Here is a 24,694-nt window from a genome sequence, read left to right on the forward strand (position 1 = left end):
GGAGTTGGAGTTGGAGTTGGAGTTGGAGTTGGAGTTGGAGTTGGAGTTGGAGTTGGAGTTGGAGTTGGAGTTGGAGTCGGTGTCGGTGTAGTTATCGGGTCAATTGGTGGAGGTGTCGGTGTTGGTGGTGGAGTCGGAGTTGGTGGTGGAGTCGGAGTTGGTGGTGGAGTCGGAGTTGGTGGTGGAGTCGGAGTTGGTGGTGGAGTCGGAGGCGAGACAACACTACTTAAAATTTGCGTACTGCTTAAATTGCCCACCGTTTGAATAACACCAGCACCAGGAGTAGTCCCCGTCGGCGCCGCAAAGAAGTCGAAAATCTCCACATCTTGAGCATTCAGCACGCCATCTTGGTTCAAATCAATCACCAAACTCGTGCCATTTCGTCCCAAGCCCGTCGTTCCAGGGGCCAAAGTGAGCGCAAGCGTTACTCCCGGAAGGCTGAGGGAATTTGTGCCACCAATATCTGAAATGAAGCTACCTTGAGCCGTTGTACCATCCAACTGATAAACATCATTGCCCGTCCCTCCCAGCAAGAAGTCAGCACCCCCGCCACCAGCAAGAGTATTATTGCCATCTCCCCCGAATACAAAATCATCGCCCAACCCCCCGTTTAAGGAATTATCGCCAGCCCCCCCGCTCATAAAATCATTGCCCGCCCCGCCATTCAAAATGTCCTTGCCATCACCACCCAACAGGAAGTCATCGCCATCCAATCCCGATAGGAAGTCATCGCCAGCCAAACCACTTAGGAAATTAACGCTAGTATTTCCTGTCAGAGAATCATTGCCACTGCCGCCTTCAATATCTTCAATACCAATGAGACTATCCGTTCCCTCTCCCGTTGCCGTCCCAGTTGTCAGATTAGCAACTACCGGCCCAGTTGCACCGCCATAAGAAACAAAGTCAACACCCTCTCCACCATCAACCGTATCATTCCCCGCTTCCCCAGACAGGACATCGTTGCCCAATCCGGCACCGAGGAAGTCATTGCCATCACCACCAAACAAGAAGTCAGTGCCATCACCACCTGACAGAGAGTCATCGCCAGCTTCCCCATCGAGGAAATCGTTGCCCACTCCGGCGTCGAGGATGTCCTTGCCATCACCGCCGTAGAGGAAGTCATCTCCATCCAATCCTGACAGAGAATCATCGCCAGCTTCCCCATCGAGGAAATCGTCGCCCAATCCGGCGTCGAGGATGTCCTTGCCATCACCGCCGTAGAGGAAGTCACCGCCATCCAATCCCGACAGAAAGTCATCGCCTGCCAAACCACTTAGGAAATTAACGCTAGTATTCCCTGTTAGAGAGTCCTTGTCGCTGCCACCAAAAATGTCTTCAATACCGATGAGAGTGTCGGTTCCCTCTCCCGTTGCTATCCCTGTTACGAGATTTACCAGCACTGGAGTTGTCGCTGCCGCATAGGAAACTAAGTCAAAACCGTCTCCGCCGTCGATCAAATCGCTGCCAGATCCCCCAGCCAGAATATCGCCACCGAGTCCCCCTCTGAGAGTGTCATTGCCGTCATTGCCGAAGAGGAAATCGCTGCCATCTCCTCCAGAAATAGAATCATCGGCATCGAAACCTGCGAGCAAGTCAAAACCATCTCCGCCATCGACGGAATCTTTGCCAAAACCGCCAAATATTACATCGTCGCCTAATCCGCCTAGAAGGGTACTAGATTTGTTCGCACCGGCGAGAGTCTCATAGCTGATGAGAGTATCATCTCCCGCTTCGCCAAGCATGAGGTCATTACCGCCATCACTGCCAATAAAATCATTGCCTTCACCGCCACTGAGAGTCGAATCGCCGAGTCCGTCAAACAGGATATCATCGCCAAGTCCGCCGAGGATGGAGTTATTGCCCTCTTCGCCGAAAAGAAAGTCTATACCTGCTTGGCCGACGAGGGTGTCATTTCCTGCGTCTCCGTATATGTCGTCATCGTTCGCAGTTCCTGTAAGTAAAGTGTCATTGTCATTAGGTGCAAAGATAAGTGCCATAACTGCATTTCCTGATTTGATGTTGTGAATTGCGGATTTTCTGATGCTTAAACTGTGTTATTTCGGTTTGGTCGATCGAAATAGCATTTACAGTCCTGGACGCAGAAACCTGGTTTTTTTACGGAAATACTGCATTTGAGCTTTGAGAAACCGGGTTTTTCCAAAAAACCCGGTTTCTTTGGTATTTATGCGTAAGTCCTGATTTAGTCATTAATCAAGTTTTCTTGAACGTGGGGTTAAACACCCAGGGGTGTTGTCTAAAATGTCATAAATTATGAGTTCGATCGCCTTTGTAAACTTGTTGATTGAGATTATCCAATAAAATACTTAGAAGGTCAATTCATAAAATTCATAACTTAAAGTCATAAAAGTCATATTTGTAAAAATATATTTCAATCTGTAGACAAAGCTATCAAAGTTAAGTCAAACCCTGTATAACAGGAATCTAGCGATAGAAAAATGCGTGGCTCCTGTACCAATCACTTAACGCATGAAGCTATGACAGTAGAAGAAGCAATATTGTTTTTGGACAATCTGGTATACGAACAAACGGAAAAACACCTGAGTCGGTTGCAACAGTCGATCGTTCGAGGCGTTGTAGCGGGTTTGACGTACCAAGAAATTCAGCAAAACGATTCGATCGCCCGCGGGTATACAGTGGGCTACCTGGGGCGGTATGTCGGCTACAACTTGTGGAAAGATCTCACCAAGGTACTGAAGCAAGCAGAAATTATTGGACAAGAAGAAAGAGTAGTCGGAGCAAATCTTTGGGACTGCATCATGAGAGCTGTACAAAAAGGCACACAACAAGCTAATTCTGTCGATCCCATGTTGCAAAAGCTGCTGCGGATGCGTTACCGAATTAGAGAACACTTGGTGAATACGGAGTACAGCGATACCTATCTGGCTGAAGATGAAAATTTGCCCGATCGACCTTTGTGTCTCGTCAAGCGCCTGAAAAGCCAGTCAGAGAGAACCAGCCATCTATTCGATCGAGAAACGCGGGTGTTATATCGACTGGGCCAACACGATCGGATACCGGAATTGTTAGCTCGCTTTGAAGAAGAGGGGTATTTTTATTTAGTCTATCAATTCATCGAAGGACAACCCCTGTATCAAGAACTAATCGAAGGTCAACCCTGGGAAGAAGAGCGGGTTATTGCTTTGTTGAAAGATATCTTAGAAGTGCTGGTTTTTGTTCACAAACAAGATGTAATTCACCGCGACGTTCACCCTCAAAACTTAATCAGGCGCGCATCAGACAGCAAGATTGTATTAATTGACTTTGGGGCAGTTAAAGAAATCAACACCTCGGAAAATAGCATCGGTCAAACCAAATCGCGCGGCGGTGGCACTCAGCAAGAGTACATTCCCCCCGAACAAGCCATCGGTTCGCCGAAATTTTGCAGCGACATCTATGCTGTCGGGATCATCGGGATTCAAGCCTTGACAGGAATGCGCCCGAAACAACTCAGAGTTGATAATTTAGGGAATCTCATCTGGCAGAAAAATGCAAGTGTCACCCCGGAGTTTGCTCGCGTTTTAGACCAGATGGTGCTGTACGCTTTCCCCCAGCGTTACCCATCAGCAACCGAAGCTTTGCAAGCACTTCAAAACTTAGGAGTTAGTTGACTGTGGTTAGTTGTCAGTTGTCAGTTGTCAGTTGTCAGTTGTCAGTTGACAGTTGACAGTTGACTGTTGACAGTTACCAAATCCGACTTTAATATCCCCTCTTTAGTCCGCGTAGGCGGACTTTGTTTGACAAGGAGCGGTTTCAACCGCCGAGTCTTATCTGTTCTGCCGATCGCATTTCCCACAGCCACAGCAGCCGGTTTATAATGCGAGTGATTTTGTAGCAGAGTGATTCATCCGCTACCATTATCCCTCGATGTACTGAGTAAAAACACTCCGTCTTGCCGATGAATCGGGGGCCAATTACCGAGATCCAAGGGACACGGAACAAGGAACAAGGAATTTTTTGTTTTAACTTCCAATCAAAAAAAATACTGAATTCTGCCGAATCCCTTCTACATAAGAGCCTTCAATCTTCAGTTGACTATCTATCTAAAGTTAGATAAAATAATTCATATTTTATGATTGGCAGTCTTAAGAAAATCTTAAGGAGCTTTGTATAGCGGGCAACAATATACATACAGTGTTTATTGTTACCGTGGATACGTAGAAACCCAAATAATTTGAGGGATCGAGAAATTGGAAGTTTTTGAACGAGCACAACAACTGCAAACGCCCTCAACCCGAATGGCTGCTGTCGAGTCTTTTTCCAAAAAAGCGAGTATTGCAGTAATGGCGATCGGCTGTACAGTCATTTTGGGTTGGATATTCGATCTGCAACTCTTAAAAAGCATTCTGCCCGGACTCGTCACCATGAAAGTCAATACTGCGGTCTGCTTTATTTTGGGCGGGTTTTCTCTATTCATCCAACAGATCCGGCGCGCCAAATCAACAGCAAGAAAGTATCAAAAAAATCATAAATATTTAATTTTGGGATGTTCATTTTTAATGATATTAATTAGCCTATTAACCCTAGTTCAATATAGCTTTAATTTAGACTTAGGCATCGACCAACTGCTATTTAAAGAAAGTGATAGGTTGACAAGCCCCGGAACACCAGGACGCATGGCCCCGAATACTGCTGCTGCTTTTTTATTGCTGGGAACATCGCTGCTGCTGCTGTCAGAACATCGGCCTAAATACCTGCGGATTCAAATCTTAAGCTGTGCAGCATTTTTAATTGCATTTATGGGTTTGATAGGCTATTTCTACGACAAAGCTTTATTTTACCAAATTGGCAATAATACAGGAATGGCTTTGCACACCTCCGCAGCATTTATGTTGCTGAGCTTCGGCATTTTATTTACCAGTCCAGAGAGAGGATTTATAGCAGTAATGACGAGCGATCGCGCCGGTGGAATCATGGCGAGGCGCTTGTTGCCACGGGCAATCATTATCCCGCCTTTAGTTGGTTATTTCATCCTATTGGGAGATCGGTTACAAGCCTACACGCCGGAGGTAGGGATATCGCTGTTAAGCGTATTGAACGTGATTATTTTTACTGTTCTGATTTGGCAGAATGCCAAAACTCTCTGCAGCGCAGACCGGAAGCGCTATCGAGCGGAACTGGGACTGAGGAAAGCTAAATCAGACTTAGAAACTCAAGTTGAGAAACGGACTATCCAACTGCAAATCACTAACGAGCAATTGCAACAGCAAATTTTCGACTCTCAAACAACAAAGCAGGCGCTTCAAAAAAACTACAACCTGTTGATGGCCGTCATCAATAGTACGCCAGCAGCCTTATTTGTCAAAGATATTCAGGGCTATTACCTAATGCTCAATGCTGCGGGAGCTAGTATAATTGGCAAGTCGGTAGACGAGATTATCGGCAGACATGACAGCGAGTTATTTCACCCGGAAATTGCCGACAAAATTAGAAAAACCGATCGCCCAATTATGACAACGGGAACAACGCAAGCAATCGAAGAAGACCTGCCAGTCAAAGGAAATTTGCGGACATTTCTTTCTACAAAAAGTGCTTACCGGGACGGACTAGGAAATATTAGCGGTATAGTTACCATCGCGCGGGATATTACTGAAAGCAAAAAAGCCGAAATTGCCAACAGAAGTCTGGCAGCAATTCTGGAAGCAACCCCTGATTTTGTAGGAACCTACAACCTCGAAGGGCGCGCCATTTACATTAACAAAGCAGGCAGAAAAATGGTGGGTATCGACGAAGACGCAGATATATCCCACCGACAAATTGCAGAATTCACAGCAGCGTCAGCCCGCAGCACCTTGAAAGAGGCGATCGCCACCGCTATTTCCGAGGGCGTTTGGAGCGGAGAAACAGCCTTTGTGTCACCATCAGGACTTGAAATTCCCATCAGCCAAGTCATCATCTCTCACTCCGCATCGGGCGGCAAACTCGCATACATTTCGACGATCGCCCGCGACATCAGCGATCGCTTCCAAGCTGAAAAAGCGCTGCAACTGTCTCAAGCTCGTTTCGCCGGCATTTTAGAAATTGCCGACGACGCGATTATTTCCGTGGATGCTGACCAAAAAATTATCCTGTTCAACCAAGGTGCAGAACGGATTTTTGGGTGGACGGCTGCTGAGGCGATCGGGCAATCCCTGAGCCTGCTGTTGCCCGAAGCTTTTGTCGCCCCTCACAGCCATCTCGTCAGCAATTTCGGCGGCGGCGTTAAACAAGCCCGAACAATGGGCAACCGCAAAGAAATTTTCGCCCGCCGCCAAGATGGTACGGAATTTCCCGCCGAAGCTTCTATTTCCAGACTCGAAGTGGCAGGCGAAATCATATTCACAGCTATTTTGCGCGATGTGACAGCCAGTCGCCAAGCCGAAGAATTTGTGCGTCTAAGCGAGGAAAGATACCGATCGCTGGCAATGGCCACGGCACAGATGGTTTGGACGACAAACGCTAGCGGAATCTTCGATAAGCCTCAGCCTGATTGGATAGCTTATACGGGCATGAGTTGGAAAGAGAAGGACAACTGGATAGAAGCAGTGCACGCAGAAGACCGCGATCGCACCAGACAAGCTTGGAAGCGGGCCATAGAAACAAAAAGTCTCTACGAAGTCGAGCACCGCTTGCGGGCCGCAGACGGCAGCTACAGACACTTCTGGGTGCGGGGCGTCCCCATTTTAGCAGCAGACGGTAGCATTCGTGAATGGGTGGGAACTCACACCGACATTAGCGATCGAGTCCAAGTTTTGGAAGCACTCAAGCAGTCCGAGGGACAGTATCGATCGCAAGCAACCGAGCTCGAAAAAGCTGTCCACGAGTTGCACCAAGCTCAAACTCAACTAATCCAAACCGAAAAAATCTCTTCTCTCGGGCAGCTAGTCGCCGGCGTCGCCCACGAAATTAACAATCCCATTAACTTCATCTACGGCAACATCACCCACGCCACCCAATACGCCACAGATTTGCTCGGTTTGCTCCACCTTTACCAGGAAAAATACCCAAATCCTGTCCCAGAAATTGTAGAAGCAGCCGAAGACATTGAAGTTGATTACTTAATGGAAGACTTTACGAAGATTTTGGAATCAATGAAAGTAGGAGCCGATCGCATCCGCGACTTAGTTGTATCCTTACGCAACTTTTCCCGACTCGACGAATCGCAGATGAAGCTAGTAGACATTCACGAAGGAATTGAAAGCACTTTGCTAATTTTGCAGCACCGGATCAAAGCTAATGTACTTCGTCCCGCTATTGAGATTATCAAAGAATACGGCAATTTTCCCAAAGTCGAGTGCTATGTAGGTCAGCTCAATCAAGTATTTATGAATCTTTTAGTAAATGCGCTCGACGCCCTCGAAGAGTACAACAGCAGTCATTCTTCCAGAGAAATATATTCTCACCACAACACAATTCGGATTAGCACCAGTGCGAACTCAGAAACAGTAACAATTCGGATTGCCGACAACGGGATGGGAATCAATCAAGAAGTTATTAGCAAGTTGTTTGACCCATTTTTTACTACTAAACCAGTCGGCAAAGGCACAGGCTTGGGACTGTCAATCAGCTATCAGATTATAGTTGAAAAACACCGAGGCAAATTGCAGTGTATTTCCACGCCTGGGGAAGGTGCAGAGTTTGTCATCGAGATTCCCATTCGCCAGGAAGTATCGGCGCTGGCTACCGAAAACACAAAGGAAATGGTCATTAGTCATTAGACTGTTGACAGTTGACTGTTGACAGTTGACTGTTGGCAGTTGATAGTGGGCATTTGATCCTTGATGGTTGTCATTAATCATAAATTTCTCAACGTCTCCCCATCTCCCCGTCTCCCCATCTCCCGTCTCCTCTTCTCGATCGCCCTAAATCGAAATAATTCTTTACAATAACAAAGTAACAATCCAATTAACTTTGACAAAATCCCTTGAAAATGCCCGTAAACCAACTTTCTCCAACCGCAGCCTCGACTCAAACACCAACACTCGACTTTGACATCGCCATCGTCGGAGGCGGCATAGTTGGGGCAACCTTAGCCAGCGCCTTAAAAGATTCCGGCTTAAAAATCGCCATAATCGAAACCCAACTCCCCGCAGTCGCAGCAGCCAAAAAACAAGCTTATGCAATTACCTTACTATCAGGAATGATCTTAGAAGGTATCGGCGTGTGGCAGCAAATCTTGCCGCAAATCACCACCTTCGAGCAAATTAGCCTCTGCGACGGCGACTATCCCGGCGTCGTGGAATTCCACCGCCCGGATTTGGGAAATACTGGCAAATTGCCTGTACCAAAAGCAGCTTTAGGTTACGTTGGCGAGCACGGAGTCATGCTGTCAGCTTTGCAAGAATCTTTGGCAAAAAACCCGAATTTTAGTTGGGTTTGTCCGGCGGAAGTAATAGATGTAAAATATTTAAATAATAGCGCTGAAATTCACATCAAACAAAACGGCGAAACTCGCACAATTCGTACTAAATTGTTAGTTGCCGCAGACGGTTCTAAATCTCGAATCCGCACAGCAGCAAATATCGGCACTCGCGGCTGGAAATACTGGCAATCCTGCATTGCGATCACCATTAAAGCCGAAAAACCGCACAATGATATCGCTTTTGAGCGCTTTTGGCCGAGCGGCCCGATGGGAGTATTACCATTACCTGGGAACCGCTGTCAAGTAGTTTGGACAGCACCCCACGCGGAAGCTAAAGCTTTGCAACAAATGGATGAAAAAGAGTTTTTAGCTTTGTTGGAACAGCGCACGGGCGGGCTTTTGGGGCGTTTGGAATTGGAGAGCGATCGCTTTTTGTTTCCGGTGCAGTTAATGCAGAGTGATCGCTACGTTTTGCCCAGATTAGCACTAATTGGCGACGCGGCCCACTGCTGCCATCCCGTGGGCGGCCAGGGATTAAATATGGGCATTCGAGACGCTGGGGCGATCGCCCAAATCTTGCAGCAAGCGCACCAAAAAGGCGAAGACATCGGCGATTTGCGAGTATTGAAACGGTATCACAACTGGCGCAAAAAAGAGAATTTAATCGTGTTAGGATTTACAGATTTTCTAGACAGATTATTTTCTAATACTTGGCTGCCAATTGTAGCATTTCGCCGCTTTGGATTGTGGTGTTTGCGGACAATTCCCCCAGTGAGGTTTTTAGCTTTGCGCTTGATGACCGGTTTAATGGGGCGGCCGCCAGAATTAGGGCAAAATTAGAAGAAACCGGGGTTTTATCTGCGTCCATCCGCGTACATCCGCCGACATCTGCGGTTAAAATTCCTCATATATGCCAGTTAGCCTTAATCTCAATTAAAATAGTTTCAGCTTTGATGGAAGATTTGAGAGGGTGTGAGGGAAAGTGAGCGATTTTTCAGATGAGGAGATTTATCGAGAGATTGGTGCGATCGTCAGCCAGTACGATATCCTTAAATGTGACCCGTGTGCCAAAGCCGTGTTAAAATGGCTGGGAGAAAATAGAATTGCGGGTAAGTTACTCAAGCTCAAAACTAGGTATAGAGAAGAATTTATCTTAAGTACACGCTTAGAAAAATCGGGCGGGGGTGCAAATGAATCTATTACAACGAATGGAACTCACTACGGAGTTGAAGTACGCGGGCTGGTTTTTGATAATTTGTCAACTGAGGGACTGTCTAAAGAAGATTGGGTGAATGATTTTTCCTGTCGTAGAGGAGAGTTTATAGTTGAAGAATTAGACGGTTTCTAAAAATGTTTTTGGTTGAAAAAAGGAGAGTATTTAGATGAGCGGACTTTTTGAGATATTGAGTAAAATTCATAAAAAACCAGGAATGTATATCGGACGAGCTTCTGCAACCGATCTTTTTATGTTTATAGTCGGTTATAGAACGGCTAGAGAAGAGTTGGGATTTGAACCCACAGAAAAAGAAATGGAATTTTATGGAGACTTTCAACCCTGGTTGCAAAAGCGATATGAAGTATCAACATCAGGTTCATGGGCAAGAATAATCGAGTTTTATACTAACAATGAAGAACGAGCTTTTTATCGTTTTTATGAGTTGCTAGATGAGTTTTTGCAGCGAGATAGCCATTCAGAAGTAGGGCAAGTTAAGGAAAAAGTGGGTAATTTAACAACTGGATAGTGAATCGTGAAATACCGTATATCCGCCATCATCTGTGGTTCAAAATCAAAGAAACCGGGTTTTTGACCTCCGCGCTGTCGCCCACAACCGCCAGGGGTTGAAACCCCTGGCTAATAGCGAAAGTCGGTTGAAACCGACTGAAAATCCGAGATAAAAATGAAAAACTCTTTAGTCCTCTTTAAGAGGACTTTTGCTATGAGACAGGGGTTTCAACCCCTGGCGGACTATCGGGCTAACCGAGGTTTCTCGCCACTCGCACCATCAAAGAAACTGGGTTTTATCCTCAATCTTTGCAATATTACGAAGTTGGTCGCAAAAACGCGGTACAATGATCGACTAAGCTCAAACCCAATACGGTTCAGTTAAGCTCGATCCCCCCTAGCCCCCCTTAAAAAGGGGGGGACAAGAACTTACTCAAAGTCCCCCTTCTTAAGGGGGATTTAGGGGGATCTCCGAGGAATAAATAGTTTTAACTGAACCGTATTGAGCTCAAACCCAGCCCTGACGGCAATAGACAAACCATGCAGCCCGAACAAGAACAAGAAATTCTCAACCTGCGCGATCGCCAATTAACGCCCAAACAAATTGCCCGAAAGTTAGGATTGAAAGCATCCGAAGTCAGTACCTTTCTTCAATCTCATGCAGAACAAACAGCCCTCGCTAGCGCCGAAAAAGGAGAGTTATTGCCCGTTGCTCAATGTCTCGTGGATGTAAATTTTGCGAAGGTATTGTTGGGGAATGAAACCTCTGAAGCGAGCGGTTTGGGTTTAGTGGTGGTTACCCGTTCCAAGGGATACAATCGTTTTGTAACAGCCTCTTATTTGATCGACTACTGGTGTTTGGGAGTCAAGGATGTCATCCCGCCACGTAACTGCAACGATAGCCAATATAAAAATTTCGTTCACCTTTCTTACTCGCAGTTTGGGAAAGAATACGAGGAGATTAGTTTAGAGCAAGCACAAGCCCTGGTTTGGGGCGCGATCGCTTATGCCAAAAAATTAGGCTTTGAACCGCATCGCGATTTCGAGGAGTCGAAGGCTCATTTAGGAGAATCAACCAGCGAAATTGGCTTGAAATTCGGTCGCAATGGAAAACCTTGTTATATTGAAGGGCCTCACGATAATGCAAGGAAAATAATCAATACGCTTAAAAACTCTGTGGGAGACGGTAATTTCGATTACTTGTTCGGGATGGGGTAGAAATTGATACGGGGGAGCGTCAACCGCCAAACCACCAATCATGGTAAAATAAACATCGGTGTTACTGACAACTCCCCACAATGGAAGAAACCCGCGCCCAAGCCTACCTGCAACTAATTCAAACACTCCTGACTTGCCCCAACGGCGAAGAAAATCAAATCTTGAATGCAAACTTGGAATTGGTGGATGCTGAGTTAGTGCAGACGATGGTAGCTGTTGCAGCCCAATTGTCGGAAAATAATCGAGAAAACGAGGCTAATTTTTTATTACAAACTGCCACTCAAATCGCTAATTGTTTGGGAATGAACGATGAAGGAGATAGCAATAACTCTGAAGGTGAAAATTCACAAGATTATTCAAACTTTATCCTAGAATTATTGCAAGCAGAAGCAGATAGCAATAGCGATATTAAAGTAATTTACCAGATGCTGGATCAACGGCAATATCTCCTTAATACCCGTTTTGCCGAGATTTTACAGCAAGTGGGACATAATTTAATTGCCGTCGAAAATCCAGAAACAATTAGTTTAATTATCGCCATGATTGAAAATTTAAGTTTTCATATTAGTGACTTTCCGCTGGAAAGTAGAGCGAATAATCTGGAAATTGCCATTACTGGTTATCAAATAGTTTTAAATAATCGGGAACCGGGAAGCGAAAAATATGCTCAAACTCAAAATAACCTAGCTGTTGCCTACAGTGACAGAATCAACGGTTCGCGGGCGGATAATCTGGAACGGGCGATCAGCTTTTATGAGTCTGCTTTAACAGTTTATACCCTGGAGGATTTTCGTGAAGATTGGGCAATGACTCAAAATAACCTTGCTGCGGCCTACAATCAAAGAATCAACGGTTCGCGGGCGGATAATCTGGAACGGGCGATCGGCTTTTATGAGGCTGCTTTAACAGTTTATACCCTTGAGGATTTTCGTGAAAAATGGGCATTGACTCAAAATAACCTAGCTACTGCCTACTTATACAGAATCAACGGTTCGCGGGCGGATAATCTGGAACGGGCAATCGGCTTTTATGAGGCTGCTTTAACAGTTCTTACCCTTGAGAATTGCCGTGAATATTGGGCAGATACTCAACACAACCTAGCTCTTACCTACAGTAAAAGAATTAATGGCTCACGGGCGGATAATCTCGAACGGGCGATCAGCTTTTATCAGGCTGCTTTAACAGTTTATACCCTTGAGGATTTTCGTGAAAAATGGGCATTGACTCAAAATAACCTAGCTACTGCCTACTTATACAGAATCAACGGTTCGCGTGTGGATAATCTGGAATTGGCGATCGGCTTTTATGAGGCTGCTTTAACAGTTCGTACCTTTGAGGATTTCCGTGAAAAATGGGCATTGACCCAAAATGACCTAGGAGAAGCTTACAGAAACAGAATGAAGGGTTCGCGGGCGGAAAATCTGGAATTGGCAATCGACTTTTATGAGGCTGCTTTAACAGTTCTTACCCTTGAGGATTTCCGTGAAAAATGGGCAATGACTCAACATAACCTAGCTCTTACCTACAGTTACAGAATCAAGGGTTCACGGGCGGATAATCTGGAACGGGCGATCGGCTTTTATGAGGCTGCTTTAACAGTTCGTACCCTTGAGGATTTCCGTAAAGATTGGGCATTGACTCAAAATAACCTAGCTGTTGCCTACTATGCCCGAATCAACGGTTCGCGGGCGGATAATCTGGAACGGGCGATCCTTTGTTACCGAGATGCACTTTCAATTCGTACTCGCGAAGCTTTCCCGCAAGACCATGCTGGAACCTTATTTAATTTAGGGCTTGCCTATCGAGAAGTTCCCAACTTGCAGCTAGCTTACAATACTTTTGCCACCGCTATTGATACCGTAGAATTCCTACGGGGTGAGATTCATTCTGGAGATGAAACCAAACAAAAACTCGCCGAAGAATGGAATAAACTCTATCTCAATACGGTGGAAGTTTGCCTCAAGCTAAAAAACTACACCAAAGCCGTAGAATACGCCGAGCGCAGCAAAACCCGCAACCTCGTCGAACTCCTCGCCACCCGCGACTTATACCCCAAAGGCGATATTCCCGAAACCGTTATCAACGAACTCTCGCGCCTGCGTCGAAAAATTGATGCCGAACAGCGCCGACTAGAGAACGAACAGACAAATCGTAACAGCAACAGCGGCACAATATCGGGAGAACGCAGCCTCCAAATCGATACCCTACAAAGTACCAGCCGCGATTCTACCAATCTCACCCAATTGCGGCAACAACTCGACGAACTGCTCGTCCGCGACATCCAACCCATCGACCCCGACTTCCTGCTGACTCAAGAAGTTAAAAGCATCCTCTACAGCGATATTCAAGCCCTCACAGCAGAAAACACTGCTATCGTTGAGTGGTACATCCTGGGCGACAAATTCCTCACATTCATCATCACTCCTCAATCACCAACTCCTATAGTCTGGCAATCTTCAAAAGCCGACTTTCAAGCCTTGGTAAACTGGCGCGAGGAATATCTCAGAGATTACCAAAAGGAAGATAAAACCCAATGGCGGCAAAACCTAGCCCCTCGCCTCCACAGCCTATCTGAAATATTGCATCTCAATGAAATTCTGGGGAGAGTACCAAAACACTGCCATCAATTAATTTTAATTCCCCACCGTTTCCTGCACCTGTTCCCCCTTCACGCCTTGCCGGTTAGCCCTGAAATCTGGCAGCGCTTTAACCCAGAAACCCAGTCTCCTGAACCCACCAATCCCTGTGTGCTAGATTGCTTCAAACAAGGTGTCCGCTATTCTCCCAGTTGCCAACTGCTGCAACAGGCACAAAGGCGAAAACGCCCCAATTTCACACACCTATTTGCCGTCCAAAACCCCACCGAAAACCTGCCATTTACAGACTTAGAAGTGCCAGCGATTAGTCAGCATTTCCACCCCAAAGATATCCTCGTCAAAAATGATGCCAAAAAATCGGTCATAGATGACAGCCGCCTCCGCATCGCCCACTGCGCCCATTTTAGCTGTCACGGCTATTTTAACTTTCAACAACCTTTGCGATCGGCCTTACTGCTAGCCGACAGTGAATTACCCCCGCCTTCTCCAGAAGAAAACCCCACTCGCTATCTACCCTTACGAAATGGCAAAATTCTCGACCTCACCAAATGCCTCACCTTAGCAGATATCTTTGCCCTCGACTTCCGAGAATGCCGTCTAGTTGTGCTTTCCGCCTGCGAAACCGGCATCAGCGACTTTAGCAGCATCAGCGATGAATATATCAGCTTACCTAGCGGTTTCCTGGTAGCCGGCAGTTCGAGTGTAGTCCCGACGCTGTGGTCAGTCAACGATTTGTCAACCTCATTTTTGATGATAAAATTTTATCAGCTTCTCAAAGCCGGGTTAAGTGTTACTCTTGCCCTTAACACTGCTCAACTTTGGCTGCGGGATGCTACCACAGAAAACTTACAAGAGTGGACAAGCCAACTTCCCCTACGTCTCACCCAAAAAGAAGCCCTATACGATATGCTTGATGACATAGGCGCTAGAGAAATACGACCTTTTCAATCGCCCTACCATTGGGCTGCATTTTGTTCAGTTGGTCAATAGGAATCTGAGAATAATGCTCGAAGATAGTCTGAAGAATATCAACGCTTTCATACACCTAATCAAAAATCAGCAATCTCTCTTGTTGAATGAGAATCGGCATGAAGACCTTAAAGAAGCAAGTGCTAATTTTCGAGAAACAGAGGATGAACTTGCTGATGACCTCATTGCATGGTGTACCAAATACACCGACATTAAACAGGCATTGCGCCAGACTCGCAAAGAGTTGTCTTCAGGAGAAACCCAATCAACGGAAGATCGCTTTCCAGGAACAACCAAACCGATAGCTCCACCACCGCCACCACCTCCCAAAGTCTCCAGAGAAACGCTATTAAATGCTATCCAAGAAAGTTTTCCCAACCAGTCAAAATAGCACTCATTCTCTAGCTGATGAACAATCCTGAATTGACAGGCAAACTTGCCAACCCCAAACTAACACTGTTTGCCTTTCATTTGTGCAAAAACCTGGCAAAAGGGGATAAACAACCTGTAGACAATTCTGACCATTTATGGCAGAAATGCGCTGCTTTGGGACACCTGCTGCCAACAGATCCGCAGCTCGATTCTTTACCCGAAAAACTGAGCAATAGCAACAGCGAAAATAGCCCACAGAGCGACCATCTTGAACTTTACGAGTCAAATGGCGATAGATTTGTGTCATTTACAACTGTTAGCCAACCGGACAAACTGCCCCTAACAGGTCTAATTTACCCGCTGCAACTTCATGACACTTACGCACTTGACTTCAGCCTATTTTCCCCTAATTTAACAGTAGAAATCAACCAACTCAGCAACCTAAATTTTCAAGGTTGTCTGCTACCTTGCGAAATCCAAGCGTCACTGGGACAAACCCTAGTATTATTTGCCAAACCTGTTGATTTTGCTGGCAATCATCAAGATTTAGCAGTAGCTTGTGTAGACGCTTTGTTTCAAAATTCAGAACTTAAACAACCAAAACCATATTTCATCGGTGAAGGCAAACTGCTAGGTAGTCCCATTTTTGAATTTGACAACAGTCAAGAAGATCCGAGATTAAAGTGTCATCTCCTAGTCTGGTTAGATACTGATGAAAAAACTTCAGAGATAGAAGAATTAGGTAGTTATTACCGTCCGCTGCTCAATTTGTTATGCTGCCGCAGTAAAATTATTTATGTTTATCACCAAGCGCATCTGTGCAACGAGGAAGCGAGAAAACTGTACAGTCAATTAGAGGAAAAAGTAGCAGAATTTAGCCATTTGAAATCAGATATAGAGCAACGTCTGGAACAACTAGAAGGCTGGCTGACAGAACTCCCTCAAATCGGGTTAACTTATGCGCGGTATTTGCGAGATATAGAACTTCACCAGATTGCAATTAAAACGAATGCTAAAAACTATAGTCATTGGCTCAAAAAACTTAGCGATTGCAGCGTAGAAGAAATCGATAACTTAGATTTTTTACAAGAATTTATTGACGGGAGTTGCAAGACTTTTCGGCAACAAATTAAACTGAATATGAGTTATCTTACCGCAGGAAAGCAATTGTTTCAACAGATGATTGAAACTATCCGGGGTATTGTGGAAGTTGATGCTCAAAAACAACAGGTAAAGTACGAGAAAAATGAGAATAATCGCGATCGCAATTTACAAATAACTATAGCCGTTGTCGGTGTGGGTATAGGCGTTGCGGGGGTTGTTTCCAGCAGCTACACCTTGGCTGTAGACAAACCTTGGGCATCACCCTCTTTCCAGCATCCTCTGCCGCTTCATCCTTTCTTTAGTGCCGTTATAATTAGTTGCTTGTGCGGTGGAGTCTTGGGAGGGCTTGCTTTGCTGACTGCTCGTAAAGTGCTAAAATCATCATCCGATAGGCAAAGTGTATCTGGTTCCCAAAGTCAACCAGTTAATGATATTTTACGGGAAGCGGAAGAAGTGCGATCGACCAGAGATACAGAAGTTCGATAAGATAGGATTAGGTTCGCCACTGATTAAGCTATAAGCTAGCGGACTTGCCCTTTCCAGTCAGCAGATTGTGTTTCTGAAAGCAGGCGATCGAGCGAAGCAATTAGACTAGATAATGTCCAACTGTTTTGAGCAGCCAAAATGATGCCACCATGTTCGGGATAACGCTGAGCTAAAACCTGAAAATCCCGGATATTAAACGTAAAAATACACCGCCCTCGCGCTGTTGCTTCTAGCAATTGAGCCTCATCGCTAGCATCTAAAGCCATCCACTCAGTCGGTGTCCGAGTGACATCGTGACTGCGAGATAAAAGGGCGGCTTGCAAAGCTTTAATAGAGGTATCGGCATCTAGATGCAATAGCGGTTTAGACATTAGCAGCTTCGATAATTTGCTCAGCGGCAATAGATGCGTCTATTTCTTGATGGTGAGCCGCATAAAAAGCGAGAACAGCGTTCACTCGATCTTCACTTAAGTCATACTCAGTGGCAATTTGGTTTGGAGAAAAACCCCATTTCTGCGCTGCGATGACTACTGTTTGCACCCGCAACCGAGTGCCGCGCAAAACGGGAACGAGTTCGCCACTAGCGCCGCGCACATAGGTGATTTCAGGAAAAGCCGGATCGTCATTCCGCTGGTTGAGGGTAGCGACTTTTTCGGCTACAGCCCAGAGGATAAACTGATCGAACGAAATGCCTTGGAGTGTTGCCAATTTTTCAGCTTCTTGCTGTAACTGAACGGGTAAGTTTAAGGCGTAGGATGTCATCGATCTAACTTCCGTTTGCTAATATAATTTCATCGGTTCATTCTTTAACAACTTCCATCAACTCCTCAATCAAAACATCGAGGGTGCGAGCTATCTTTTGAATGGATGTGATATCAACCGTTGCTAGTCCTTCCGATCGAGCATAGTGCCTGACTGTGCTGTACGGAACCTCGGATCGATCGGCAACATCCTTTAGCGTCCATCCTTTTTCGTCAGCCAACTCTCGGATTCGGAACCTAACTAACCCCATTCTACTTGACAAACGATAAGTATCTATGTTTTTAATTCAAACACAATAGACCTCTTGCAAAAGTCTTTTTCATAAATTTATTGGACGGGCAAGATGCCCATCCCACAAGAAAAAATAACTCTTGTGGGATGGGCATCTTGCCCGTCCTAGTTATTTTTGCAAGAGGTCTAATAGTCGATCGACAGTTAAACAGTATTTTGTAGGGTGCGGATCTGTCAGAAGTTCGATCGCACTTAAAGATATCTGATGAATCCGCACCCTACGGTACTCGATCGACTCTGTGGAAAAACCACTCAATACAAAACAACTGCCGACAACCAAAACTGTCAACAGTTGTTTTACATATTCAATGCGGATGGCGAGACTCGAACTCGCAAGGACATAATGCCACACGCACCTCAAGCGTGCGCGTATACCAATTCCGCCACATCCGCTCTTTCTAGCAATCTCCGGGATTTTTGCGTTACGAGTTAAAGATTCACAGGTTGAGGTTCCTGACATTTAACTTGTGACTTGCCCTTTGACACCGCCGATTTACAATCATAGCACCACTACCAGCAAAATGTAAAATAAATTTTTGTGAACAATTTCTGCAAAACGATTATCCAGAACATACCGAAAGGCATTATTGTACAGAATATTGAGTGAATTAAGCAGCGAAGATGGGGTTCTCGAAAATTTTAATCGCTAATCGGGGAGAAATAGCTCTCCGCATATTGCGGACTTGCGAGGAAATGGGGATTGCCACGGTCGCCGTTCACTCCACCGTAGATAAACACGCCCTGCACGTCCAGTTGGCAGACGAAGCCGTTTGCATCGGCCCCCCCACCAGCAGCAAAAGCTATTTAAACATCCCCAACATTATCTCGGCGGCCCTGACGCGCAACGCCGCAGCCATTCACCCCGGTTACGGCTTCCTCGCCGAAAACGCCCGATTTGCCGAAATCTGCGCCGACCATCAAATTACCTTCATCGGGCCTTCTCCGGCAGCAATGCGGGCGATGGGCGACAAATCCACCGCCAAAGAAACTATGCAGCGGGTGAAAGTCCCCACAGTTCCCGGTAGCGAAGGATTGCTGGCGGACGATCGCGAAGCTTTGTCGATCGCCCGCGACATAGGCTATCCTGTGATGATCAAAGCCACAGCCGGCGGTGGTGGTCGGGGGATGAGGCTAGTGAGAGAAGCATCCGAACTCCCCAAACTATTCTCAGCCGCCCAAGGCGAAGCCGATGCAGCCTTCGGCAATCCCGGACTTTACCTCGAAAAATTCATCGAAAAACCCCGCCACATCGAAATCCAAATCCTCGCCGACAACTACGGTAACGTCATCCACCTCGGGGAGAGAGATTGTTCGATTCAGCGCCGACACCAGAAACTCCTCGAAGAAGCCCCCAGCCCAGCCCTCACCCAGAAACTGCGAGATCAAATGGGTCACGCCGCCGTCGCCGCCGCCAAATCCATCAACTACACGGGTGCAGGCACTGTCGAATTTCTGCTTGACAAATCGGGCAAGTTCTACTTCATGGAAATGAACACCCGCATCCAAGTGGAACATCCCGTCACCGAGATGATTACAGGTCTGGACTTGATAGCCGAACAAATTCGCATCGCCCAAGGCGAAAAACTGCAAATCAAGCAAAACCAAGTAATTCTCAACGGCCACGCGATCGAGTGTCGCATCAATGCTGAAGACCCCGATCGCAACTTCCGCCCTCACCCCGGCATAATCAGCGGTTATTTGCCTCCCGGTGGCCCCGGCGTGCGGATGGATTCTCACGTTTACACCGATTACGAAATACCCGCTTACTACGATTCTTTAATCGGTAAAGTAATTGTATGGGGGCGCGATCGACCGACAGCCATCCGCAGGATGAAACGCGCCCTGCGGGAGTGCGCCATCACCGGCGTCCCCACCACCCTGGGCTTCCACCAAAAAATCCTCGATTCCCCCGAGTTTCTCAGCGGCGAAGTTTACACCAATTTCGTCGAACAGTTCATGGGTCAAAACAGTTAGTAGTCAGTTGTCAGTTGGCAGTTGTCAGTTGTCAGTTGTCAGTTGGCAGTTGGCAACTAACCCATGCCCCATGCCCCATGCCCCATGCCCCATGCCCGCTGACTCTTACATCATCATCGTCAGCAGCCCTTGCTGACCGAGAATCATTTCTCGCAGCAAGCTACAGATACCCACCCAAATAATCGGCGTAATGTCCACCCCGCCGATCGGCGGCACAATCTTTCTAGTTACGGCTAAAAAAGGTTCCGTCGGCCAAGCAATCAGACTCAACGGCAACTTGCTCAGGTTTACCTCGGGATACCAAGTCAGAACGATCCGAAAAATAAACAGCAAGGTCATCACGACTAGGACAGAGCCCAGAATCCAACTTGCAACGGTAATACCAGTCATGGGTCTTATCTCGAAATTTTAAGTTTTGTTAAGTCTGCTATTCATAATTTTAACCGTTTCACAGGTGCGATCGAAAGTATAAAATTAATAAAAATCAAATTGTTGTAACAAAGGCTTTCAATCTATGACTCCTTCACTCGCTAATTTTCTGTACAGCCTGCTGGTGGGCGTTGCGCTGGTAGTGATTCCAGCAACGATCGCCCTGATCTTCATCAGCCAAAAAGACAAAATCAAGCGCACCTAAAAACTCAGCGGGGTTTCTAAGTCCGGCGTGAAAGTCAATTTTCGACTACACATCGGGCATTTCCCCGCTTCCGAAACCTCGGCTACCAGCAACTGTGAAGGCAAAACCTTCAGTTGACGGCTTTCGCTGAGGTTTTTTCCCGTTAAACTCATTATTATATTGTTCACTTCCCAAGCTGAAACCCCTGACCGGACGCTACCCCAGAAAGCACAGTCGGACTGGCAGACTTAATGATAGATGTAAAATCGAACTCGCTAACATAGGAAAGACATAGGAGATAGGCTAATGGTCAATTTAGGATTGAACTGGAGCAGCCTGTTAGGGATTATCCTAGCAGTAGCAGGGGCAGGACTGTACTTTCTGCGATCGTGGCGTCCCAAACTAGCCCGAGACCACGATATTTTTTTTGCAGCAGTCGGTCTGCTGTGTGGCGGTATTCTGTTATTTCAAGGATGGCGGCTTGACCCAATTCTGGCATTCGGTCAATTTCTGCTCAGCGGTACCGCCATATTTTTTGCAGCAGAAAGCATCAAGCTGCGAGGAGCGACCACAGCCCAAGCCAAAACTCGCGCCCAATACGTAGATGAAGAGCGACCGGTCAGCAACGCTTACGGTTACGACGGCTACGATGCCGAAATCGAACAGCTAGAACCAGAGGAAGACTATCCGCAGCGTCCCCGGATCAGAGGCAGCCAAGACTACCGTTCCTCTCGGGAAGCCTACGACGACGAACCCCGCCGCCGTCCCTCGAATCGCAACGGCAGTGTTAACACCTCCAGGCCCGACTCGCCCGATCGATCGTCCTCGCGCAAACGTCCCTCTCGCCCAGAAGCCCCGCCAACCCAAGAGTCTGACAACTGGGACGTTCCAGAGAACCCCGAAGAAAGACCGACCCGCAGCCGCAGCAGTCGCCCCCCTGCTTCGGAAAACCGCAGTTCCGATACGCCGCCGAGAACCAAAAAACCCCGTCCTACGGAATCATCGAGGTCTCGCCCCAGCAACCGCGACGTAGAAGCACCGCCATCAGATTACGTGGAGTATCGACCTGTAGAATACCCGGAAGACCAACCGGATAATTCCCCCAATTTCGACAAATAGGCAAACACTAAGTAGATGGGTGAAACTAAACTTTTATCGTACCCGCCGGCAAAAAAATAAGTTGCGTTTATTGAACCCCATCTACTTATTCTCAGATATTAGACTTATTGCTTAAAAAGACTGTAAATTGCGAGTGTGAAACCGCAGAAAAACGCAGATATACACAAATAAAAGCTAATTTTTTTGTAAAGAAACGATTTTAACATACCGAACCACTGGAACTAATCGACAGCATAATAATCTAAATATAAAATCCCAAATCTCAAATCCGCAAGATGCCATTACTCGAAATAGGAGATCCAGCTCCCTGGTTTTCCATTCCTTCTACAAATAACCCCTTATTTCATTTCCCGACTGTTGGCGGCCGGCGAGTCGTGCTGTTTTTCTTTGCCAGTGCAGCTTTTGAACAAATCCAAGTTATCCTCAAAAGCTTTCAAGAGCTTTCAGAAGAATTCCAAAGCTTGCAAGTACCGCTGTTCGGAGTGAGCGTTGACCCAGCAGATAAAGAACAAAACAGACCAACAACAATTGCTCCGTCATTCATCTTTTTCTGGGACTTAGACAAAAAAGTCAGTCAGCAGTACGGTGTTTCCCGAGATGTCGAAGAAAATGGAGTTGCCGGAGTTCACTATGCACCACAAACTTTTGTTCTCAACGAAAACCTTCAGGTAGTTAATATTTTGCCGATGGGCGAACCGCACCAACACGCCCAGCAAGTATTAGATTTTCTCAAAACTTTGCCCCCAATTGAGGAAGCCCGATCAGCCACTCGCCACGCCCCGGTGTTGGTAATTCCTAACGTTTTGGACAAAGCATCTTGCCGCAGTTTAATCGATATGTACAAAACTTACGGTGGCAGTCCGTCGGGCTTTATGAGGCAAGTGGACGGGAAAACTGTTGGCCTCCACGACGACACTTTCAAGAAGCGCCGAGATTTCTTTATTGAAGATCCCAAGTTGCAACAGCGATTGAATGCAATTATTTTGCGCCGGGTGCGGCCGGAAGTAGAAAAAGCTTTCCAGTTTACAATCACTAGGTTTGAGCGGTATTTGGTGGGCTGTTACGATGCCCAAAGCGGCGGTTATTTTATGCCGCACCGCGACAACACTAGCAAAGCTACGCTGCACCGCAGGTTTGCGATGACACTAAACTTGAATGTGGGAGAGTACACGGGGGGATTTTTACGGTTTCCAGAGTACGCGCCACACGGTTATAAGGGGGATTCTGGCACGGCGATTATTTTTTCGTGTTCTTTGCTGCACGAAGCGACGCCGGTGATTAGTGGCCAGCGTTTTGCTTTGCTGTCTTTTTTCTACGGCAATGAGGATGCTGCGGTACGACAAGCTAATTTTAAGTATTTAGCTGACGCACCGGATTCTAGAATTGCCCAAACTACGGAGGGATAGTCTTCTTCTGAGGATTTGGGTTTCGATCATCGCCCAATTACGTCAAAACCGATCGCTCTTGAGGGCCTTGATTTTTCACGGACGCTGTACAAGTCCTAAAATAATTACAGAAGGTAGTTAGCGGTTAGCCACAAAACCTAATTCCTAGCTACCGATCGCTAAATAATAATCGATCGCCATGAATTTCAAACTTCTAAGTTTAGCAGTATCGGGAATTTTAACGGTTGGGGTTGCAACCAGCGCTACTGCAGTTGTTACGACATCCCCTGTGCGACAATCAACAGATTTAACGGAATTTAACTCGGTGCATTCCCAGGGTGCGATCGCCCAAACTGTCGAAGAACAAACCAATATTCGAGTCTACGAAAAGGCTAGTCCGGCGGTTGTTACCGTCGATACAGATAAATCTAACGGCAGTGGCACAATTATCAGCCCCGACGGCATGGTGTTAACTAACGCCCACGTTGTTTCGGCAGGCGGTACCGTCAATATCATTTTGTCAGACGGCAGAAAACTTGTCGCCGATGTCATCGGATTCGGCGAAGACGGTCTAGACTTAGCCGTGGTGAAGATTCGCGGTCAAAACAATTTGCCCACCATTCCTTTAGCCCGTCCAGGTTCGATAAAAGTCGGGCAACAAGCATTTGCGATCGGCAATCCATTCGGTCAATTTCAAGGTACTTTTACAGTCGGAATCGTCAGCCGCATCGACCAGCAGCGGGGCTTAATTCAAACCGACGCCGCCATCAATCCCGGCAATTCAGGAGGCCCACTGCTCAACAGTTCAGGAGAATTAATCGGCGTCAATACTTCTATTTTTACTCGCGGTCGGGGTGGAGGTAATATCGGTATCGGTTTTGCAATTTCCGCAGACAAAGTACCGGCTTTCCTGACAGCAGTACGAGAAGGGCGAGCTCCCCGCGTGGCTCAAGCCCGATCGCCCTTTGGCAACAAATCACCTCAAAAAGTTGCGTTAAACGGGCCCGCCGTCAGCGGCCTCCTCACCGAAAAGTCTAGCGTTCTACCCACTGACAACAGCTTTTTTGAACTCTACTCCTTTGATGGAAAAGCGGGCCAGCAAGTCACAATAGAAATGAAAAGTCAAGAAATTGACCCTTATTTAATTTTGCTCGGGCCCAACCAGCGCGAAATCGCACAAGACGATGACGGGGCAGGCAGTAAAGACGCCAGAATTACAGTCAGGCTGCCTGCAGACGGGACTTACACGTTAGTGGCCAATTCCTACCAAGCTAAGCAGTCAGGGGCTTATACGTTAGAACTGAAAGCGAGTGCTCCTACCGCGCCTTCTCGGGCGATTTTGCAAGAAGAAGGCGCTTTAGTCGCAGGCGGCCCAGTATTGCCGTCTGACAACAGTCTGTATCGCGAGTATACTTTTGAAGGTCGATCTGGTCAGTCTGTAGCCATTTCCCTCGAAAGTACAGATTTTGATCCCTATGTGGCTATCTTTGGCCCTAACGGCCGATTAGTGGCAGAAAATGACGATGAGAGCGATTCGACTAAAAATTCGTTTCTGACCGTTACTTTGCCTGCTACGGGTCGCTATCGCGTAATTGTCAATGCTTACGATGCTTCGGGCCGGGGTCGTTACACTCTAACAGTCCGGTAAAAATGGGGAAAAAGGTAATGGGTAATCGGGAATAGGTAATTAGTCGAATTATTCTGCTTCCTGCTTCCGTGCAT

At 46.7% G+C, this 24,694-nt stretch carries 21 protein-coding genes and 1 tRNA gene; 14 read left to right on the forward strand and 8 right to left on the reverse strand.

Annotated features, from left to right (window positions below; translation table 11 throughout):
- On the reverse strand, positions 1-1,997 hold a 1,997-nt coding region (locus tag QUA58_RS08975), incomplete at its 3' end, for a calcium-binding protein (protein ID WP_333276543.1).
- A 498-nt stretch (positions 1,998-2,495) separates the two neighbouring features.
- On the opposite strand from QUA58_RS08975, the gene QUA58_RS08980 reads away from it, so the two are divergent.
- From QUA58_RS08980 to QUA58_RS09020, 9 genes are all read left to right on the forward strand, one after another.
- Positions 2,496-3,629 (forward strand): serine/threonine-protein kinase, encoded by a 1,134-nt coding sequence (locus QUA58_RS08980; RefSeq protein WP_333393738.1) that lies wholly within the window; start codon positions 2,496-2,498, stop codon positions 3,627-3,629.
- 579 nt (positions 3,630-4,208) lie between these two features.
- Complete coding sequence (locus tag QUA58_RS08985; protein ID WP_333393739.1) at positions 4,209-7,715, forward strand: PAS domain S-box protein; 3,507 nt, start codon at positions 4,209-4,211, stop codon at positions 7,713-7,715.
- A gap of 212 nt (positions 7,716-7,927) precedes the next feature.
- Positions 7,928-9,199 carry an FAD-dependent hydroxylase gene (locus tag QUA58_RS08990; protein ID WP_333393740.1) on the forward strand — a complete coding sequence of 424 codons (1,272 nt, stop codon included), beginning with the start codon at positions 7,928-7,930 and terminating at the stop codon, positions 9,197-9,199.
- Between the two features lie 142 nt (positions 9,200-9,341).
- A complete protein-coding gene (locus QUA58_RS08995) occupies positions 9,342-9,707 on the forward strand; it encodes a papain fold toxin domain-containing protein (RefSeq protein WP_333393741.1) in 366 nt (121 codons plus the stop codon).
- Between the two features lie 34 nt (positions 9,708-9,741).
- Positions 9,742-10,101, forward strand: a complete 360-nt coding sequence (locus QUA58_RS09000; protein ID WP_333393743.1) for a hypothetical protein — start codon at positions 9,742-9,744, stop codon at positions 10,099-10,101.
- 521 nt (positions 10,102-10,622) lie between these two features.
- A complete protein-coding gene (locus QUA58_RS09005; RefSeq protein WP_333393744.1) occupies positions 10,623-11,300 on the forward strand; it encodes a DNA-binding response regulator in 678 nt (225 codons plus the stop codon).
- A gap of 80 nt (positions 11,301-11,380) precedes the next feature.
- Positions 11,381-14,887: a CHAT domain-containing protein gene (locus QUA58_RS09010; protein ID WP_333393745.1), complete on the forward strand. Its 3,507-nt coding sequence runs from the start codon at positions 11,381-11,383 to the stop codon at positions 14,885-14,887.
- Between the two features lie 13 nt (positions 14,888-14,900).
- Complete coding sequence (locus QUA58_RS09015; RefSeq protein WP_333393746.1) at positions 14,901-15,257, forward strand: hypothetical protein; 357 nt, start codon at positions 14,901-14,903, stop codon at positions 15,255-15,257.
- Between the two features lie 17 nt (positions 15,258-15,274).
- A complete protein-coding gene (locus QUA58_RS09020) occupies positions 15,275-16,828 on the forward strand; it encodes a hypothetical protein (RefSeq protein WP_333393747.1) in 1,554 nt (517 codons plus the stop codon).
- Between the two features lie 35 nt (positions 16,829-16,863).
- On the opposite strand, the gene QUA58_RS09025 is transcribed toward QUA58_RS09020, so the two are convergent.
- From QUA58_RS09025 to QUA58_RS09045, 5 genes are all read right to left on the reverse strand, one after another.
- On the reverse strand, positions 16,864-17,199 hold the full coding sequence (locus tag QUA58_RS09025) for a DUF5615 family PIN-like protein (RefSeq protein WP_333393748.1): 336 nt from the start codon (positions 17,197-17,199) through the stop codon (positions 16,864-16,866).
- Positions 17,192-17,590, reverse strand: coding sequence for a DUF433 domain-containing protein (locus tag QUA58_RS09030; protein WP_333230798.1), 399 nt, complete (start codon positions 17,588-17,590; stop codon positions 17,192-17,194). Before QUA58_RS09030 ends, QUA58_RS09025 begins: the two co-directional genes overlap by 8 nt.
- A 37-nt stretch (positions 17,591-17,627) precedes the next feature.
- Positions 17,628-17,840 (reverse strand): helix-turn-helix domain-containing protein, encoded by a 213-nt coding sequence (locus tag QUA58_RS09035; RefSeq protein WP_006634859.1) that lies wholly within the window; start codon positions 17,838-17,840, stop codon positions 17,628-17,630.
- 150 nt (positions 17,841-17,990) lie between these two features.
- A complete protein-coding gene (locus QUA58_RS09040) occupies positions 17,991-18,170 on the reverse strand; it encodes a hypothetical protein (protein WP_333393750.1) in 180 nt (59 codons plus the stop codon).
- Positions 18,171-18,190: 20 nt separating this feature from the next.
- Positions 18,191-18,274 (reverse strand) — tRNA-Leu (locus QUA58_RS09045).
- A 228-nt stretch (positions 18,275-18,502) separates the two neighbouring features.
- On the opposite strand from QUA58_RS09045, the gene accC reads away from it, so the two are divergent.
- Positions 18,503-19,855, forward strand: coding sequence for an acetyl-CoA carboxylase biotin carboxylase subunit (gene accC, locus QUA58_RS09050; RefSeq protein ID WP_333393751.1), 1,353 nt, complete (start codon positions 18,503-18,505; stop codon positions 19,853-19,855).
- Between the two features lie 105 nt (positions 19,856-19,960).
- On the opposite strand, the gene QUA58_RS09055 is transcribed toward accC, so the two are convergent.
- Positions 19,961-20,245: a YggT family protein gene (locus QUA58_RS09055; RefSeq protein WP_006634856.1), complete on the reverse strand. Its 285-nt coding sequence runs from the start codon at positions 20,243-20,245 to the stop codon at positions 19,961-19,963.
- A 124-nt stretch (positions 20,246-20,369) separates the two neighbouring features.
- Between QUA58_RS09055 and psbX the strand changes: the two genes are divergently transcribed.
- On the forward strand, positions 20,370-20,489 hold the full coding sequence (gene psbX / locus QUA58_RS09060) for a photosystem II reaction center X protein (protein WP_193975715.1): 120 nt from the start codon (positions 20,370-20,372) through the stop codon (positions 20,487-20,489).
- On the opposite strand, the gene QUA58_RS09065 is transcribed toward psbX, so the two are convergent.
- Positions 20,486-20,656 carry a hypothetical protein gene (locus QUA58_RS09065; RefSeq protein ID WP_333393752.1) on the reverse strand — a complete coding sequence of 57 codons (171 nt, stop codon included), beginning with the start codon at positions 20,654-20,656 and terminating at the stop codon, positions 20,486-20,488. The two genes, psbX and QUA58_RS09065, sit on opposite strands and share 4 nt — an antisense overlap.
- A 118-nt stretch (positions 20,657-20,774) precedes the next feature.
- On the opposite strand from QUA58_RS09065, the gene QUA58_RS09070 reads away from it, so the two are divergent.
- From QUA58_RS09070 to QUA58_RS09080, 3 genes are all read left to right on the forward strand, one after another.
- Entirely contained in the window at positions 20,775-21,587 is an 813-nt protein-coding gene (locus QUA58_RS09070; RefSeq protein WP_333393754.1) for a Ycf66 family protein, read from the forward strand.
- A 275-nt stretch (positions 21,588-21,862) separates the two neighbouring features.
- The gene (locus QUA58_RS09075) at positions 21,863-22,993 is read left to right on the forward strand and encodes a redoxin domain-containing protein (protein WP_333393756.1); all 1,131 of its coding nucleotides are present in this window, start codon (positions 21,863-21,865) and stop codon (positions 22,991-22,993) included.
- A 178-nt stretch (positions 22,994-23,171) separates the two neighbouring features.
- Positions 23,172-24,620: a trypsin-like peptidase domain-containing protein gene (locus QUA58_RS09080; RefSeq protein WP_333253427.1), complete on the forward strand. Its 1,449-nt coding sequence runs from the start codon at positions 23,172-23,174 to the stop codon at positions 24,618-24,620.
- The last annotated feature ends 74 nt before the right edge of the window (positions 24,621-24,694 follow it).

The organism is Microcoleus sp. N9_A1 (assembly GCF_036701795.1).
In the GTDB taxonomy this organism is placed as follows: domain Bacteria; phylum Cyanobacteriota; class Cyanobacteriia; order Cyanobacteriales; family Microcoleaceae; genus Microcoleus.